Annotated in this window: 17 protein-coding genes; 1 reads left to right on the top strand and 16 read right to left on the bottom strand. The window is 61.0% G+C overall.

The window, feature by feature from the left end; all coding sequences use genetic code 11:
• Positions 1-855: 855 nt before the first annotated feature.
• The 10 genes from HDE80_RS07140 to HDE80_RS07095 all read right to left on the bottom strand — a co-directional run bounded on the left by HDE80_RS07140 (position 856) and on the right by HDE80_RS07095 (position 10311).
• Positions 856-1608, bottom strand: a complete 753-nt coding sequence (locus tag HDE80_RS07140; RefSeq protein WP_184669285.1) for a copper homeostasis protein CutC — start codon at positions 1606-1608, stop codon at positions 856-858.
• Complete coding sequence (locus HDE80_RS07135; RefSeq protein ID WP_184669282.1) at positions 1605-2663, bottom strand: N(4)-(beta-N-acetylglucosaminyl)-L-asparaginase; 1059 nt, start codon at positions 2661-2663, stop codon at positions 1605-1607. Before HDE80_RS07135 ends, HDE80_RS07140 begins: the two co-directional genes overlap by 4 nt.
• Before the next feature lie 80 nt (positions 2664-2743).
• Complete coding sequence (locus tag HDE80_RS07130) at positions 2744-2950, bottom strand: cold-shock protein (protein ID WP_179476822.1); 207 nt, start codon at positions 2948-2950, stop codon at positions 2744-2746.
• A 304-nt stretch (positions 2951-3254) separates the two neighbouring features.
• Complete coding sequence (locus tag HDE80_RS07125; protein ID WP_184669280.1) at positions 3255-4019, bottom strand: S-methyl-5'-thioinosine phosphorylase; 765 nt, start codon at positions 4017-4019, stop codon at positions 3255-3257.
• 2 nt (positions 4020-4021) lie between these two features.
• Positions 4022-4576: a hypoxanthine-guanine phosphoribosyltransferase gene (locus tag HDE80_RS07120; protein WP_184669278.1), complete on the bottom strand. Its 555-nt coding sequence runs from the start codon at positions 4574-4576 to the stop codon at positions 4022-4024.
• Positions 4573-5607 carry a beta-N-acetylhexosaminidase gene (nagZ, locus tag HDE80_RS07115; RefSeq protein ID WP_184669276.1) on the bottom strand — a complete coding sequence of 345 codons (1035 nt, stop codon included), beginning with the start codon at positions 5605-5607 and terminating at the stop codon, positions 4573-4575. Before nagZ ends, HDE80_RS07120 begins: the two co-directional genes overlap by 4 nt.
• On the bottom strand, positions 5601-6122 hold the full coding sequence (locus HDE80_RS07110) for a CYTH domain-containing protein (RefSeq protein WP_184669274.1): 522 nt from the start codon (positions 6120-6122) through the stop codon (positions 5601-5603). Before HDE80_RS07110 ends, nagZ begins: the two co-directional genes overlap by 7 nt.
• Positions 6123-6125: 3 nt before the next feature.
• Positions 6126-7463: a 23S rRNA (uracil(1939)-C(5))-methyltransferase RlmD gene (gene rlmD, locus HDE80_RS07105; RefSeq protein WP_184669271.1), complete on the bottom strand. Its 1338-nt coding sequence runs from the start codon at positions 7461-7463 to the stop codon at positions 6126-6128.
• Between the two features lie 174 nt (positions 7464-7637).
• Positions 7638-8243: a YdbL family protein gene (locus tag HDE80_RS07100; RefSeq protein WP_184669267.1), complete on the bottom strand. Its 606-nt coding sequence runs from the start codon at positions 8241-8243 to the stop codon at positions 7638-7640.
• 46 nt (positions 8244-8289) lie between these two features.
• Positions 8290-10311, bottom strand: coding sequence for a hypothetical protein (locus HDE80_RS07095; protein ID WP_184669266.1), 2022 nt, complete (start codon positions 10309-10311; stop codon positions 8290-8292).
• Between the two features lie 45 nt (positions 10312-10356).
• On the opposite strand from HDE80_RS07095, the gene HDE80_RS07090 reads away from it, so the two are divergent.
• Positions 10357-11118: a response regulator gene (locus HDE80_RS07090; protein WP_184669265.1), complete on the top strand. Its 762-nt coding sequence runs from the start codon at positions 10357-10359 to the stop codon at positions 11116-11118.
• Positions 11119-11155: 37 nt separating this feature from the next.
• On the opposite strand, the gene recO is transcribed toward HDE80_RS07090, so the two are convergent.
• The 6 genes from recO to lepA all read right to left on the bottom strand — a co-directional run bounded on the left by recO (position 11156) and on the right by lepA (position 17172).
• Positions 11156-11866 (bottom strand): DNA repair protein RecO, encoded by a 711-nt coding sequence (gene recO / locus HDE80_RS07085; protein WP_184669263.1) that lies wholly within the window; start codon positions 11864-11866, stop codon positions 11156-11158.
• 123 nt (positions 11867-11989) lie between these two features.
• Positions 11990-12931, bottom strand: coding sequence for a GTPase Era (gene era, locus HDE80_RS07080; RefSeq protein ID WP_184669261.1), 942 nt, complete (start codon positions 12929-12931; stop codon positions 11990-11992).
• 140 nt (positions 12932-13071) lie between these two features.
• Complete coding sequence (gene rnc / locus HDE80_RS07075; RefSeq protein WP_184669259.1) at positions 13072-13734, bottom strand: ribonuclease III; 663 nt, start codon at positions 13732-13734, stop codon at positions 13072-13074.
• A 3-nt stretch (positions 13735-13737) separates the two neighbouring features.
• Positions 13738-14121 (bottom strand): DUF4845 domain-containing protein, encoded by a 384-nt coding sequence (locus HDE80_RS07070; RefSeq protein WP_184669257.1) that lies wholly within the window; start codon positions 14119-14121, stop codon positions 13738-13740.
• A 246-nt stretch (positions 14122-14367) separates the two neighbouring features.
• Positions 14368-15300 (bottom strand): signal peptidase I, encoded by a 933-nt coding sequence (gene lepB, locus HDE80_RS07065; protein ID WP_184669255.1) that lies wholly within the window; start codon positions 15298-15300, stop codon positions 14368-14370.
• An 81-nt stretch (positions 15301-15381) separates the two neighbouring features.
• A complete protein-coding gene (gene lepA / locus HDE80_RS07060) occupies positions 15382-17172 on the bottom strand; it encodes a translation elongation factor 4 (RefSeq protein ID WP_184669253.1) in 1791 nt (596 codons plus the stop codon).
• Between the last annotated feature and the right edge of the window lie 174 nt (positions 17173-17346).

The raw sequence follows: 17346 nt of genomic DNA, 5'->3' as shown, positions 1-17346 counted from the left end.
GTAGCAAGAACAAAAAAGCCCCGCAATGCGGGGCTTTTTTATGTCGCACGGCGCTAAACGGTAGTTGGTGCACAAGACTTAATGCACTCACGTCGTTAACCTTTTAGGCATACCAAGCACGCTAACTCATAGATAAGCAAGTCCGGCTTGCCGGAGAAATATTCCGAAAGCAGGACCGGATGAAAGGCCTTCGCGGGCAACCGAGTTAAAACTTGCTAAGGAGGCCGATGCCATGGCGCCTATGGCTCGCATGTCCTCTTGCTCTGACCGGCGGTGTGAAACAGCAGCACTGGTAACGATCTCGCTGACCACAATCGGCACCAGTGCCGATGGCGATGGCAGCTGATCCGACTCGACATTGCGTGAGTCATTTCAATTTTGATGCCCACAAACGTCATGGAGAGATCACAGCAGGCACGCGGGTCGAACGAATTGAACGAGCTGAACAACCAATCTGGGGTCGAGACCACCGATAGCGATGTCTCTTTACAACCCGAAGGTGCGCCCACATGGGCATGTGGGGATGTAGGAATGGCTATCAAGCTCTTATGGTTCGGATTGCCACTTATTCATGGCGTAACTGCTGTGTTCGTCTCGCAGCTACTTTGATTGACGTGGTATCTGCCTCTGACGATGCATTAGCAAACTGAACGCGCGATGGGTTGACGGAGATTCATTTAAAGGGTGTCGATGCAACCATTAACGCGAGCGCCCATGCCACGGTGATCGCAAGTAAACGAATTCCTTTCATTGCGCCTATCCTTTTACAGATGCTCCAATGATGCCGGATATGTTCACCAGAATATCGGCACGCATGAAATCAGCGGCTAATTATTTCACGGCGAAACGGCGTCTTCAAACTGCGGACGCCCTGCTGCGCGCTTCAAACGCGCTGCCCAGCGCCGCAACGATGGTGCGTATCTGCTCGACATCGCTGCGCCACTCACCATCCTGCATATCGGTCAGCAACGGCGGTTGCCATTGCATGGCGGAGGGGTGCTGGCATTTAGCCGACGCATGAAATTCGCGGGCACCGGTGACCGCCAGCAGCTCGCCGATATTCCGGGCACTCACCCCAGCGCCTGGCATCACGGCAATGCGAGCAGCCGATAACTCGACCAGTTGACGAATCAACGTCGCTCCCTCGATCGCACTGGCCTGTGCGCCCGAAGTCAGTACACGCTCGCAGCCGAGTGCGATCACGTCCTCCAATGCCGATAGCGGATCGCGCGTGAGGTCGAACGCCCGATGGAAGGTCACGCCCGAGTCGCCTGCTGCTGAAATCAGCGAACGACAGCGCGGCATGTCGACTTGACCGCCGGCATCGAGCACACCGAGTACAACACCATCGCAACCCGCCCTGACGCAGGCTTCGATGTCGCGCAACATGGTTTCGCATTCAAGATCGCTGTAGAGAAAATCGCCAGCACGCGGGCGGATCAGCACATATAGCGGGATCGTGAGCTGTTCGCGTGCCAATGTAATCTGCGCCGACGATGGCGTAAGGCCGCCCAGCTCCAGCGCCGTGCAAAGCTCAATGCGCCCTGCTCCACCCTCCTGCGCTGCCAGCGCGGAGGCGACGGAGTTCGCAGCGATCTCCAGTATCATGAATTGCTCGTCGTGTAGACGCTTTGCGACGGAATCAGGCCGTCCTGCTTCTTGGCATCGCACACGGCGTAGGAGAAGCCGTGCTGGATTGCCCAGGCGCCGACCTGGCCATGCTTGTTCATGGCCAGAAAGCCGACCTGCAGATCCTTCGTCATGGTCGGCCGACGGCGGATGATGCGCATCACTGCCTCGCGGCAGGCGTCCTGCGGCGAGCGTCCCTGACGCATCAGTTCAACGACGAGGAAACTGCCAGCATTGCGAATCACTTCCTCGCCGACGCCGGTGGAGGTCGCTGCGCCGACCTCACCATCCACGTACAGGCCGGCGCCGATGATCGGACTGTCGCCGACGCGGCCGCGCAGTTTCCATGCCATGCCACTGGTGGTGCAGGCACCGGCCAGCCGGCCCTGCGCGTCGATGGCGAGCATGCCGATGGTGTCGTGGTTACCGGCGCCGCCGGGCATGCCCGTTTTGCTGTTATTACCGGTGCGGCCGTAGTCCTGCACCTCGCTGTTGATCGATGGTTTGTAACGCGCCGTCTTCAGCCATTCGTGCCAAGCCTTTTCGGATTCCGGTGTCAGCAGCTCCTGCTTTTTGAAACCCTGCTCCAGCGCAAACTGCAGCGCGCCCTCACCCACCAGCAGCACATGCGGCGTGCGCTCCATCACCATCCGCGCCACGCAAATGGGATGTTCGATATGTTCGATCGCAGCGACTGCGCCACAGTTACCATCGGCATCCATGATGCTCGCATCGAGGGTGACGTGGCCATCGCGATCCGGATAGCCGGCCTTGCCGACGCTGTGGTTCTTCAAATCGGACTCTGGCACCTGCACGCCAGTTTCGACCGCATCCAGTGCATGACCGCCCTTACCAAGCACCGTCCATGCCGCCTGATTCGCCGTCACACCGAAATCCCAGGTCGACACCACGCGTGCGCCGGAAAACGGCTGTGCTGCAGCGGCCTGGTTCGCCGCCAGCTTGCTGCCCCACGCAAGCGCCGAAGCCGATACGCCAAGCAGCGACGCCTTCAGGAAGTTTCTGCGACCGGTCATGCAAAGCTCCATCAACGGAAAATAAAAAAACCCCGCGTAGTGTGCGGGGTTCTTTTATGCGTCACAACACAGACGTCAGATCAGGCTGCCGCCTCGACAGCAGAAGCCTGGGCACCCTTCGGACCTTGGGTCACTTCGAACTGCACGCGTTGGCCTTCCTGCAGGCTGCGAAAGCCCTTGGTATTGATGGCCGAAAAATGGACGAAAACGTCATCCCCACCGTCCTCAGGCGCGATGAAACCGAAACCTTTGGCGTCGTTAAACCACTTGACCGTACCGAAACGCATTGCGTGAACCTCTGGATCATGGATTGGGTGCGCCAGGTGCGCGCTGAACCACCATATCTCCCCTGGTTCGCCGCCCCGACAGGTCGAAAAATATCAACATGACCGGCATCAACGCAATATCCAGCGACTAGGAAAATACCCTAGGAGCCTGTCGGGCTTTGGCGGTCGAGGCGAAAATTCGGCCGTGCGAGGACAGATTTTTGGCGATTCGCCGGCGCATAGTGGTGCTATGGGCCAAGAGTCGACGGAAATATGGACCGCACGGTCGGATTTGCAGTGCGGCCAGCTAAAGTCCGACAAGCTTCTAGGTCGTGACGGCACCCTCAGTTTGCAGCAGCGCTGCGAGGATGCGCGGCACCTCCGCCGTGGCAGCAGCCAGATGTGCAAAGATTTCATCGATACTGATTTCCGCCTCGTCACCGCATCCGGCCGCAAAATTGGCCACCAGCGCCAGGCATGCGTACTCAAGCGACAGCTCGCGTGCCAGCGACGCCTCTGGCATGCCGGTCATGCCCACCAGATCGCAGCCGTCGCGCTTCATGCGGGCGATCTCGGCACGAGTTTCCAGCCGTGGTCCTTGCGTGGCGCCGTAGCAGCCGCTGGCGATCACCGCGATACCGGCCTTGCCGGCCGCTGCCAGCAAAGTCTGACGCAGCGACTCCGTATACGGCTCACTGAAATCGATGTGCTTCACCTCAGCGCCCTCGACATCGCAGAAGCTGGTGTAACGCCCGTGCGTGTAATCGATGATCTGGTCAGGCACCACGATCACGCGCGGCCCCATGTCCACACGGATGCCACCCACCGCGTTCACGCCAATGACCTGACGCGCGCCGAGGCTATGCAATGCCCATAGGTTGGCACGGTAATTCACCCGATGCGGCGGCAGACTGTGGCTCTCGCCGTGACGCGCAAGAAACGCGACACGCTTGCCGGCGAAATCGCCGATCACCACGTCACCCGACGCCGGACCATAAGGCGTGTCCACCGAATGGCGCTCGGTGTTTTCCAGGCCCGGAAAGTTGTACAAGCCACTGCCGCCGATGACAGCGAGATCGATTGCGCTCATGCTTAGCCCTCCTTCAATGCATAGATGGCCGGCAAGTTGCGCCCTTGTTCGTGGTAATCCATGCCGAAACCGAATACGTAGCGGTCGGGCAATTCGATGCCATGGAAGTCCGCGGTGATGCCTTCAGCCAGGCGATCATGCCGTTTGGTGCAGAGGCTGACGATAAGCACACGTTTGGCACCCCGCTGGTAACAGTCGTCACGCACGGCCTTCAGCGTATGGCCTTCGTCAAGAATGTCGTCGACCAGCAACACCACGCGATCGACCAGGGATACCTGCGGCTCACGCAGCCAGTGCAGCTCGCTGCCGGTGGTTTCACCGCGGTAGCGAGTCGCGTGCACGTAGTCGAATTCGAGATCGGTGCGGATAGCTAACGCCAGCTGTCCAGCGAAGATCAGAGCTCCGTGCATGACAGTGAGAAACACGGCACGTTCGCCATTCAAGGCGACATCGATCCGATGCCCCATCTCGGCGATGACAGCGTCGATCTCGCTGCGGTCGTGCAGCAGGTCAGCGCCGACCAGGGCGTCAGCGAGCGATGGTGTGGGCGTATTCATGCATTTCCCCGATCGGCGTTCAGCGCCGTGATGCGCGCGACGAAACGATCGCGCTGCGGATTGTTGAGAAGGCCAGCCCAGCTGGCGCCGATGGCACCGCGCAAGGCCGCGAGCTGTGGCGGCATCGATGCAGCGGCCGCGGGTAAAGTTATTTGGTTCTGCACTGCGGCAATCGCCTGCTCCACCACATGGGGGAAACAGGCCAGCACCAGGTCGCAGCCGGCATCGAGATGGGCTTGTACGCGCTCACCCACGCTGCCAGCCGCACCGGCAGCCGCCATGCTGATGTCGTCGCTGATTACCGCGCCGGCAAAACCCAGCTCACCGCGCAGGATCTGCTCAATCCACACGCGCGAATAGCCGGCGGGCTGTGCATCCACGGCTGGATAGGTGACGTGGGCCATCATCACCGCCTCGACTTTGGCCTCGATGCATTCGGCGAACGGCAGCAGATCGTCGCGACGAATCGTATCCAGGTCGCGCGGATCGATCGCTTGCGCCTTGTGCGTATCGGCGGCGACTGAGCCGTGCCCGGGGAAATGTTTGAGCACGGCCGCCATGCCTCCTAGATGCATGCCACGTACATAAGCCTGTGCTAGCTCGGCGGTAATGACCGGATCGGCGTGGAACGCGCGCAAACCGATCGCTGCGTTGCCGCGCGCCAAGTCGACCACCGGCGCAAAACTGAAATCCACACCACTCGCACGTAACTCGCTGGCCATCACCCAGGCATGTTCCTCGGCCAGTCGTACCGCCTCCACGGGATCGCGATCGTAGACCTCTCCAATGCTCGCCAACGCGGGCAAGCGGCTGAAACCGTCGCGGAAGCGCTGCACCGGGCCGCCCTCCTGATCGACCGCGATCAATAACTCGTCACCGCCGGTCTCACGGATCGCATCGCAGAGCGCGACCAGCTGTTCGCGACTGGCATAGTTGCGCGCAAACAGCAGCACGCCGACGACACCCCGTGCCGTCAGCCAGGGCTTTTCGTGTTCGGCCAGCTCCAAGCCGGCGACACCAATCATCAGCATGTGGCGTCCTCGGCAGCGCGTTCGACCGGCGACCACTGCCGGTACGGATGGGCGATCAGGTTGACGTTGTAGTAGCGCTTTAGCGCGCTCACTTCCGCACCGAGCCATACCGGATGCGGAAATGACGCGTCGATGGCCGGCAACTCAATCTCGGCGACGACAAGGCCTTCGTTCTCACCGAGAAATTCATCGACCTCGAACAATGCATTGCCGACGTGCACGTGGTGCCGGATCTTTTCCACTACGCCATCGCACAGCGTGGCCAGCAGCGCCTGCGCATCGGCTAGCGGGATGGCGTACTCGAACTCCGCCCGCTCGATGCCCGCGACGGCAGCCTTGATGTTCAACCAGGCCTTGTCACCCGCGACGCGTGCACGTACGGAGGAACGCGCCGAACCGTCGCGCAAGGCCTGCGCACCGATCAGATAACCCTGTGCAATCGTCTCGCTGCGCGAGATGCCAGCGCGCCAGCTGTCGTCGCGCAAGAGGAATTTTCGTTCAATCTCAACTCCCACCGTCTACCTCTCAAACAACGCGATGGATTCGACGTGCGAGGTGTGTGGAAACATGTCCATCACGCCGGCGGACTTCAAGGTAAAACCATGCTGGTTCACCAGGATGCCGGCATCTCGCGCCAGTGACGCAGGATGACAGGACACGTAGACGATGCGTCGAGTCTGCTTGTGTGGCAGGTATTCCAGCACCTTGTCGGCGCCCGCGCGTGGCGGATCGAGCAGCATTTTGTCCCAGGGCTGACGCGCCCAGTCGGCGCTGCGCTGATCCTCGAACAGGTTGGCCACTTGGAAGCGCGCGTTGCCGATGCCATTGCGCGCGGCGTTCTCCGCCGCCCGTTCGACCAGCCCGTGCTCGCCTTCCACGCCGACCACTTCCCCCACGCGACGGGCAATCGGCAGGGTGAAATTACCCAAGCCACAGAACAAGTCGAGCACGCGATCGGTCGGCTGCGGATCGAGCAGTTCCATCGTGCGCGCCATCATCCGCACGTTCATGCCGGCATTGACCTGGACGAAATCGAGCGGCTGGAATTCCAGCTCCACGTCATCGATCTGCGTATCGCCGCTGGGAATGCGGAAGGCCAAGCGCGGGTTTTCCGGCCACAACGGATGCACGCTACTGTTGCCGCCGGGTTGAAGATAGATGGCCAGATCATGCTGCTGGCCAAACGCGGTGAGCGCGGCAAGGTCCGAAGCACCGAGCGGCTGCATATGCCGAAACACCAGCGCCATGGTGTCGTCGCCGACAGCGAATTCGATCTGCGGAATATCGCTGGCCGCGTCCATACCGTTCAGCAAGTCGGCCAGCAGGCCGATCTTCGGGCCAAGCGCCGGATGCATCACTTCGCATTGTTGGATATCAGCGACGAAGCGCGGGTTTTCCTCTTCGCGAAAGCCGACCAGCACGCGGCCCTTCTTCACCACGTTGCGCACCGAGAGCCGGCCCTTGCGGCGGTAGCCCCATGACTGGTCGGTCAGCGGCGGCAGCCACACTTGTGGCGTGACCTTGCCGATGCGCTCGAAATTCTCGGTCAGCACGCGCTGCTTGGTCGCGATCTGCGAGTCGGCGTCCAGGTGCTGCAGAGAGCAGCCGCTGCATTCGCCAAAGTGCCGGCAGCGCGGCTCCACCCGGTGCGGCGAGCGGGTGATCAGCTCGACCACTTCGGCCTCATCGAAATGCCGATGGCGTTTGCGCAGGCGCAGCAACACGTGTTCGTCCAGCAGCGCACCGCTGACAAAGACCGCCTTGCCATCTACCCGTGTCACGCCACGACCATCGTGGCTTAGGTCGGTGATCACGGCTTCAAACGGCGTCGCTGGCACGGAGTTGGATCGGGACATAGGCAATCAATCTAAGCAGTGGATCGGACGTATCGATGGATGGATGACACGGTAACCGCCGATTATCACAGATCGATTGCGCCACCGTGCGCCGGCATGCTGTTAATCGCAGACCCTAGAAGCTGTTTAAATACCGAGCGCAGTAGGTTTTTAAACAGCTTCTTAAACAGGCTCTCACTTCTGCTGCCAGGCACCGACGTCATTCTGGACGTACCAACCAGCTTTGGCGCGGTCGATCCAGCCCTTGGCGAAAGTCGCCTGGATCTGTGGCTCCCATTCCGGATGATTGTTGGCGCTGGCCACTTCGCGATACAGCGCGCTGCGGTCGCGGTTCTCATCGGCAACCGTGGCCGTGGCCTCTGCGCGCTGGCTCAGCGGCACCTTGGCAGCATCACGCATTGCCACCATGCCGTCGCGGGTGAAGCCCACGGCGCCGCTGTCGAGCAAGGCGCCGAGCGCCCCCTGGAAGCGATCGCGCATGCGGCCACTGATCGCTTCAGTGGCCGCCGTCTGGATACGGATATTGGGTACATCGGCAGCCGCAGCGGTGGAAATCAACAGATCAAGCAGCATCGCCGATGGATGCTGGCTGCTGCTTTCCGTTGCCTGCGATGGATCCTTCGGCACAGGCTTCGCCGGGCCGGCGTTGTCGATCACGTTGCCAATGAATTGGTCCGCCGCTTTCTGCGCCGCTGCCTCGGGGAAATACACGTTGATGGTGACGCAGCCGACCAGCGCGATGGCGAGCGTAACCAGTAAGCCGAGGACGAGCTTGCGCATTTGGAACTCCAACAATGAGATAGCAAAATAGTCAGTGCGAAACCGGTCAGCGCACCTGCGGAGCCGTACCGTTCATGGCCGCCTGCAGTCTGTCCACCAGCGTCGGCCAATCGACCTGGGCCTGATGGCCGATCACCTGCAAACGCGGCAGGCCGCTGCCTTCGAGAATAGTGTAGCTGTCGGCACCGGACTCCAGCCCGCCCATCTGGCAGACCGAGGCTTGCAAGGTGCAGCTGAGCCCGATGCGCTTGTAGCCGAAGGTCTTGAACAACTTCAGCACAGCGCCCTGCAGACCCGCCGCGATACCGCCACCACCGACCGTAGTCAGATTGTTGACCGCACGCTGGCTGATACGCCCACCGCTACCTGCCAACAGGCTGGCCTTGAACGCCACCGGTTTCCAGTCGACCAACTGCAGATTCTTGATCGAGCCATCCATGCGCCCCGTGATGCTGCCGAAATCGAACACGCTGGTCATGGCACCCAGATCAAGCTGGCGCAGGCTCATATCGCCACTCAATGCCGGACTTGGCCCAAACGGCTGCTGCAGCGACAGCCGGGTGATATCGACAAAGCCGCCGAACAGACTCGCAGACAGGCCACCCTGCAATTCGATCCGATCATCGACCCAACGAAGCGAGGGAATCGCTCCCGCCAGCGTGCCGGGAAACGCCGGCCAACCCATCGCGTGACTGAAGGCACTGATGTCAATGCCAAGCAGCACCAGTGACGTGGTCAGGCGCTGGCCCTTCGCCGCCGCGGGACGCCAGTCCAACTGACCAACCCGCAGCTGGCCTTTCAGCATCGGCACTTCCAGCGGCTTTTGCAGGCTCAGCAGACCGTCGCGACTTTGCCAGTGCGACTGCGCGGCACCGTTGGGTATCCGGTAAAACTGCAGGCCGCTCCAGCTCAGCGTGGTCGCTGGCCGATCGCCCTGCATGGCCCAATCCAGTCCGCCGCGCAGACCTCTGATCGCCACGCGACCGTTGGCGTCGGCCAGATCCAGATTATCGGTGTTGAACGCAAACGCATGCGGACCATCGACCCCCATATCCATGCTGCCGCTCAGCTGCCCGGCACTGGTGAGATTGCGCAAACCCATGGTTGCCAGCCACGCTTCACCGTAACGCTGGTAAGCAGCGGGGAAACTGGCGTGGAAACGGTCCATGTTCAGTGCTTTCGGCACACCCTTGGCATCGAAGGTCAGCGCACCCTCAAGCTGCAGCGCGTCGGGGTCATCCAGTCGCAGATGGCTAAGTGCGATCGCGCCGCTCTGCGCAGTGGCATGCAACCCAAGCGATACGGGATGACTGGGCAACTTGGCGAAGATGGGCCCGAGCAGCAAGTCACCGCCGTGCAGACTGGCTTCCAGATCGATCTGTGCCGGTCCATCGGTCGTGTCGAGATCGAACTGGCCATTGCCACTGAGTTGTTGTGCAGCCAGCGTTCCGCTCGGCGTATCAAAACCCGCTTCGTTGAGAGTGAGCTGCCCCGACGATTGCAAACCGATGTCGCGCATGTCCAGCGCCAGCTCGGCATCCAGCCGGCCGCCAGTGGGATGCCCCGACCAGACCGTGCTGAGCAACCCTTGCAACCAGCCGACGGGCAAATTTTTCAGGCTGATCTGCACGTGGCTGAGCTGATCCAGCGGCAGCGCCGCACTGGCCTGCGCCTTGCTCTGGGTGATATCGACTTGCAGGGTATTGGCCTCTTCGCTGAGCAGCATGGTCGCATGCGCTTTGCTCAACGCACCGCCGGGCGCGCCCACCAGCTGCACGCCGCCATCAAAGATCCAGCTCAGGTGTTCGTCGCGGTGCAGGCCGCCGTCCAGGATCAGGCCCAACCGATGCCACCCCATTACGGGGATATCCGCCTGCGCCGAGTGCAGTTGCAGGTGCAGTCCACCGCTGCCGTCGTCGCCAATGCGCATCGTCACCGACTGCAACCGAACACCGGGCACGCTGATCGCCTTGGCGGTCAATGCCATGTCCGCCCACGCCGGCGTCACCCACGACAAACCGAGCAGGAGAATGCAGTACAGAAAAAGATGACTTGATGTCGAACGCATACCGCGCCATTCTGCCAAACTCAGATGAACGATATGGATTTCGTCATGCAGCGCAACCCGATCGACTCGCCGACCCATGCTGTTCCTGCCATCGATAGTGCAGCCAATTCATGGCAAACCACCCATTTACGGGTGCTGGTGGCAGACGACGATCCCAGCAGCTGCCGCTTTCTCTGTGATGGATTGCGCTCCATGGGGGCGCGCACCGAAGCCTGTACAAATGGTCTGACAGCATTGGAACGGGCGCAGGCCGAGAGCTTCGACCTGCTCCTGCTGGATTGCAGGATGCCCGGCGCGGGCGCGCTGGACATCCTGACCCAGCTCCGTGAAGACTCGCACGCCCGCTCCGCTGACAGCACAGCCGTGGCTACCACCGCCGAACTGGCGCCGGGCGATCGCATGCCGCTGCTCGCCGCCGGCTTCAGTGAAATACTGCTCAAGCCCTGTCGACTGACTGATCTGCAGCGTGTGCTGACACTATCCGATCGCAGCGGCATGGCGATACTCGACGATGGCGCCGCGATGATGACAACTGGCGACGCCACCACGATGCGCGCACTGCGCTTGCTGCTTCGCGAAGAGTTGGCCGTGCTGGAACGGGGACTGGATCAGATCAGCGCGGACCGCGCCGATTTCGGCGAACGTCTGCACCGGCTGCGCTCGTCATGCGGATTCTGTGGCGCCACTACACTGTCGACGCAGACAGCTTTGCTGCAGCGGCAGCTGGCACGAGCCGACGTGGCGCCGGTGTCGCTGACGCGGTTCCGCCACGCATTGCTGGCGACCATGCAGGCACTGGATCGTTGATCCCATTGGTTCAACGGCCGCCCTCGGCGGCGAATGATCAGCGGCGCGAACCGGTCATCGCCAGTACACGCCAGGCGCGCAGTTCACCACCACCGAGATGGAAGCGGATGATCTCGCGCATCAGATCACGCAGCGCACGCAGTCCGGTGTTATCCGGCATCTGATCCCGCTGCAGCGCGAGCAGATCGCTGCCGCGGATCGCCCGCGCATGGCTGGCCACGCTGCGCACGGCGCCCTGATCGACCAGATATCGATAGTGTCCGTCGGATTCGAGCGGCTCCCCGTTTTCGGAGTCGTACTCCAGCTGCAGGCCGTAGCCGATCGCTTCCAGCAGGTCGCGCTCGAAGCGGCGCAGCGTCCATGCCAGCGGCTCGCCCGTGGCCAGTTGCACCAGCGTCTTCGCGTAAACATCGAACAAACCAGGGAACGGATCCTGGCGCTCGGTCAGACGCACTACCAGCTCATTCAGATAAAGGCTGGCCAGTGCAGCGTCGCCGATCATGCGCAGTGGAACGCCGACCGGCTCCACCGCTGTCAACGTTGCCAGTTCGCCGCGAAGCAGCAGATCCATCGCCACGGACTGAAAGGGTTCGAGCTGCGCACGGCGTAGCCGAGCCTTTTCGCCGCGCACGCCACGCGCGATCACTCCGAGCCGGCCGTGTTCCCGAGTCAGGCATTCGAGCAACAGCGACGTCTCGCGATAAGGCCGCGCGTGCAGCACATAAGCGGGTTGCTGTTCGATGCGCATGGCGAAGGTCTAGCGACGAGGGACGAGGGCGTTTCGATGGAAGGCATTGCAAGCCCTCATGCTAACCAAGATCGTTCGGACTTGTGCGCTTGCTACTCGTCCCTCTGCCCTCGCCTCTCGTTCCTAATCCGTATACCCGAATTTCTTCAACATGTTCTCATCGTCGACCCAGCCTTCGCGTACCTTCACCCACAGCTTGAGGAAGACCTTGCGCTCGAACATGCGCTCCATGTTGCGACGCGCGCCCATGCCGATCGACTTGAGCTGGGCGCCGCCGTTACCGATCACGATCGCTTTCTGGCCATCGCGCTCGACCCAGATGATGGCGTGGATCTCCGCAATGCCGTCGGGGCGATCGCTGAACTGCTCGATTTCCACCGTGGTGGCGTACGGCAGCTCCTGATCGAGCCGCAACATCAACTGTTCGCGCACCATCTCGGCGGCGAGAAAGCGCTCGCTGCGATCGGTGACTTCGTCATCGGCATAGACCGGCGGTTGCACCGGCAGGCGCTTCAGAATGGCCTGTTCGAGTTCTTTCAGGCCCTGTTTTTTGAGCGCGCTGACGTAGTGAATTTCGTCATAGCTGTGCTTGGCTACCAGCTCGGTGACAAACGGCAGCATGACTGTCTTGTCCTTGCTCAGGTCGACCTTGTTGATCACCAGAATGCGCGGAGACGATTGCTCGACCAGGGCGGCGTACAGTGCCTCGTCCTCGTCGGTAAAACGACCGGCCTCGATCACCTGCACGACCAGATCGACATCGCTGATCGCCGAACGCGCCGCACGGTTCAAGCTGCGATTCATCGCGCGCTTGGCGCCACGATGCAGGCCGGGCGTATCGACGTACAGGATCTGTCCGGCTTCGCTGGTGGCAATGCCGAGAATGCGGTGGCGCGTGGTCTGCGGCCGCGGGCTAACGATCGACAGGCGAAAGCCGATCAGCGCGTTCAGCAGCGTGGACTTGCCCACGTTGGGACGGCCCGCCAAAGCCACCGTGCCGCAGCGAAAATCATCGTGCGGCAGGCTGGGGCCGGTGTCGTCGGTTAAGTCCAGTTCGTGATTCATGACGTGAGTTGCTCGACAAGTCGGACGGCAAGTGTAGTGCTTCGCCGCAAACAGCATGGAAAGGGACCAGCCCGCGCGAGGCACATGGCAGGTTTCGGTACTCGTATCGGCCAGCGCAATGACCGGCGATGACGAAGGAATCAGGAGGTCTTGCGCTGCTTTTCCAGCAGCTGGGTCAGCACGATCTCGGCTGCGTCCTGTTCCGCCGCGCGTCGACTGTCACCACGGGTCTGGGCACTTAGCGGCAGCGGTTCGCCAATGGCACAACGGATGTCGAACGTCTTGGCATGATCCTCGCCGTGACTGGCGAGCAGCTCGTATTGCGGCAACGGCCAGCCGCCAGCCTGCAGATACTCCTGCAGACGGGTCTTGGCATCCTTGGACGATCGCCGCAACGCGGTGACACGTTCGCTGAAGAGTCCGCGCAGCACCTCGCGACAGGCATCGAAACCGCCATCCAGATAGACCGCGGCAATCAGCGCTTCGAACGCATCCGCCAGGATCGAATCACGCCTGAAGCCACCGCTCTTCAGTTCGCCAGGCCCCAGTTTCAGGCCGTCGCCCAGCTCCAGCTCGCGCGCCACCGCAGCCAACGCCTGACCGTTGACGAGCTGCGCGCGCAGCCGGGACAGCTCGCCTTCGCTGGCCTTGGGATGAACTTCATACAGCAGCTCGGCAATGACTGCACCCAGCAGCGCATCGCCAAGAAACTCGAGTCGCTCGTTATTCGGCTTGCCGATGCTGCGATGGGTCAGTGCCAGCTGTGCCAGCGCCCGATCGCGAAAACGGTAGGACAGTTGCACCATTTACTGCGCTACGTTGCCCTGCAGCGCTACGCTCTTGTCGAAGTGCAGCAGGAAATCGATGTTGTACATGAAGGGGATTTTCTTGTCGTAATCGACGTTGAGCGTGCTGGCGCCGCCCGCATCACGCTTGATCGTGATATCTGTGGGCTTAATCGTGGCATCGTCCACATACTGAAAATTGAGCTTGAACATCAGGTCACGGCGGATATCGTCCAGCGACTTGCCATTGGTGCCGGCCGTGGCAATCTGGTTCATCGCCTTGCTTACGCCCAGGGCTTCTGAATATGACGGAAACAGTTTCATGGCCATGAAGGCGAAAAAACCCACAATGATAATGATGAATAAAAACCCGATCAGAGTGACGCCTGACTGCTTCGATTTCATAGTCCCCTCACTATGCCGCCCATAGGGCGCGCCTGTTGTTGAAGTGCCGCTGGATGTGAAACCTTGCCGGAATGCTCGAACAGCCTCTCGACAGTGTTCGCTGAGGCTTATCGGTATCGCTTTATTGATACACCGAACGACAGATGGCTTTGCTGACACAGCACCCAGATAAGCGGATTCTCGCATGCTCAGCGAACTTGTGTTGCAGCCGCACAAAAAAATGTGCGCCGGCTCGAACGCAATCGCTCAGTGAATCAGCGTACCGATGCGCGAAAAATCCACGCCGCCAGTGTGCAAGCCCTTCCAGCTCATCCAGATCAGGAAAGCCTTGCCAGCCAGATTCTGTTCCGGCATGCAGCCCCACCACCGACCATCGAGGCTGTTTTCGCGATCGTCGCCCATCACCAGATAACAGCCCTGTGGCACCTTGGAAGGCACCAGCGGATTGGGAATGGGATTGGTCGACATACGCAACGGCATGCGCGCGATCAGATGATCGCGATTACCCAGATGTTCGTTCCAGATGGTGGCGCCGAAATTCAATAGTTCACCATCCTCATCACGCAGCGGGTTGCCGACGAAGGGACCGATCTCGTCGGCAACGACCGGCTTGCCGTTGATGATGATCTGGCTGTCGTTCACTTCGATGGTGTCGCCAGGCAGACCAATCACACGCTTGATCCAGTTCTGGCTGGTGACCGGCAGGTGCGGCGTTGGGCAGGCATCGTCATCGCCCAGCCGCGGCGGGCCGCTCTCACTGCCGCCCACGCGGATCAGCTTGCCGCTTTCGTTCTTGCATAAGTAACCGGGAAACCGGAACACCACTACATCACCGCGCTTGGGCTCGCCCAGGCTCAGGAATTTGTTGTTGAAGGCCGGCAGGCGCAGGCCGTAGGCAAACTTGTTAACGAGAATGAAGTCGCCCACGTCCAGTGTCGGCATCATTGAGCCGGAGGGAATGCGGAACGGCTCGGCCACGAACGAGCGCAGCAGCAACACCACCAGCACCACCGGAAACAACGAACGCGCCCAGTCGACCGGCACAGGATCGGTATATTCGGTACCGGCCGCATCGAGACGTGCCTTGCGTTTCTTGTACAGGAACAGGCGATCCAGACCCCACACCACGCCAAACAGCACGGTGAGGCCAAGCAGAATCGCTGAAAAATCGAAATCCATGTGTTGCTCCGTCGTTGTCCTGTCCAGCCCAGTTTAAATTTGATTCCGGGCGGATCATGGCCTAAATCAATGGCACAGCGCTTATTTATCCACTCGCAGCACGGCAAGAAAGGCCTCCTGCGGAATTTCCACGCGCCCGACCTGCTTCATGCGCTTTTTGCCTTCCTTCTGCTTTTCCAGAAGCTTCTTCTTGCGGCTGACATCGCCGCCGTAGCACTTGGCCAGAACATTCTTGCGCAGGGCTTTCACGGTGGACCGGGCAATGATCTGCGCACCGACGGCGGCCTGGATCGCCACGTCGAACTGCTGGCGCGGGATCAGATCCTTCATCCGCTCGACCAGTTCGCGTCCTTTGCGATCGGCATGACTGCGATGCATGATCAGGCTCAACGCATCGACGCGGTCACCGTTGATCAGAACATCCGTTCGCACAAACGGGCCGGCCTCGAAACGCTCGAAGTGATAGTCCATCGACGCGTAACCGCGCGATACCGACTTCAATCGGTCGAAGAAATCCATCACCACCTCGGCCAGCGGCATCTCGTAACTGATCTGCACCTGCGTAGCCAGATACTGGATCGAGCGCTGCACGCCGCGCTTCTCTTCACACAGGGTGATCACGTTGCCGATGTAGTCCGGCGGTGTGAGGATATTGGCGACGATGATCGGCTCGCGGATTTCCTGTACCTGCGGCGACGACGGCAACTTGGACGGGTTGTCCAGCATCATCGTGGTGCCGTCGGTTTTCAGAATCTCGTAGACGACGGTGGGCGCGGTGGTAATCAGGTTGAGATCGTATTCACGCTCCAACCGCTCCTGCACGATTTCCATGTGTAGCATGCCAAGGAAGCCGCAGCGGAAGCCAAAGCCCATGGCCTCGGACGACTCCGGCTCAAAGAACAACGCAGCGTCGTTGAGGCGCAGCTTGTCCAGTGCCTCGCGCATCGCCGGGTAGTCATCCGAAGACACCGGAAACAGGCCTGCGAACACGCGCGGCTGCATATGCTGAAAGCCGGGCAATGCCTTCTCGGCCGGTTTGCCTGCGTGGGTCAGCGTGTCACCGACCGGCGCACCGTGCACGTCCTTGATCGACGCGTTGATCCAGCCCACTTCGCCCGCGCCCAGATGGTCGAGCTTCTTGCGCTTGGGCGTGAACACGCCGACGTCGCCGACTTCGTGGGTGCGGCCGGTCGACATCACCAGTAGCTTGTCGCCGGGGCGAATCTCGCCCTGCATTACGCGCACGAGCGACACGACGCCCAGATAATTGTCGAACCAGGAATCGATGATCAGCGCCTGCAACCGGTCGGTATCACGTGGCTTGGGCGGCGGAATGCGGGCGATGATCGCCTCCAGCACCTCGATCACGTTGAGGCCGGTCTTGGCGCTGATCGCCACCGCCTCGGTCGCATCGATGCCGATGACCGCCTCGATTTCAAGCTTTACCTTTTCGATGTCGGCCGTCGGCAGGTCGATCTTGTTGAGGATCGGTATCACTTCCAGCCCCTGCTCCACCGCGGTGTAGCAGTTGGCGACCGATTGCGCCTCAACGCCCTGCGCCGCGTCCACCACCAGCAGCGCGCCTTCGCAGGCGGCCAGCGAACGGCTGACTTCGTACGAGAAATCGACGTGACCAGGCGTGTCGATAAAATTCAGCTGGTAGGTCTTGCCGTCGCGCGCCGTGTAAGGCAGCGACACCGACTGCGCCTTGATGGTAATGCCGCGCTCGCGCTCGATCGGGTTGTTGTCCAGTACCTGCGCTTCCATCTCACGATCGGCCAGACCGCCGCAGAGCTGGATGATGCGGTCGGCAAGCGTCGACTTGCCGTGGTCGATATGGGCAATGATGGAGAAGTTGCGGATCAATTCCATGGAGCGCTGGCGGCCTGTCGAACGTGGGTCTGCCGCCAAACGCACCGCGCAGGCAGCGCATCACCGGCTGGCAATGCTAACCCCGTATTATCGCATGGAACCCCGCAGACTGGCCCGAAACGATAGAAGGACCTGATGGACAGGTCTCACGTAGTGAATTTGCTGGCCATTGAC

Source organism: Rhodanobacter sp. A1T4 (assembly GCF_014207185.1).
Lineage (GTDB): Bacteria > Pseudomonadota > Gammaproteobacteria > Xanthomonadales > Rhodanobacteraceae > Rhodanobacter.
Note: the sequence above shows the minus strand (reverse complement) of the source record. Positions and strands in the feature narration are given on the sequence as shown.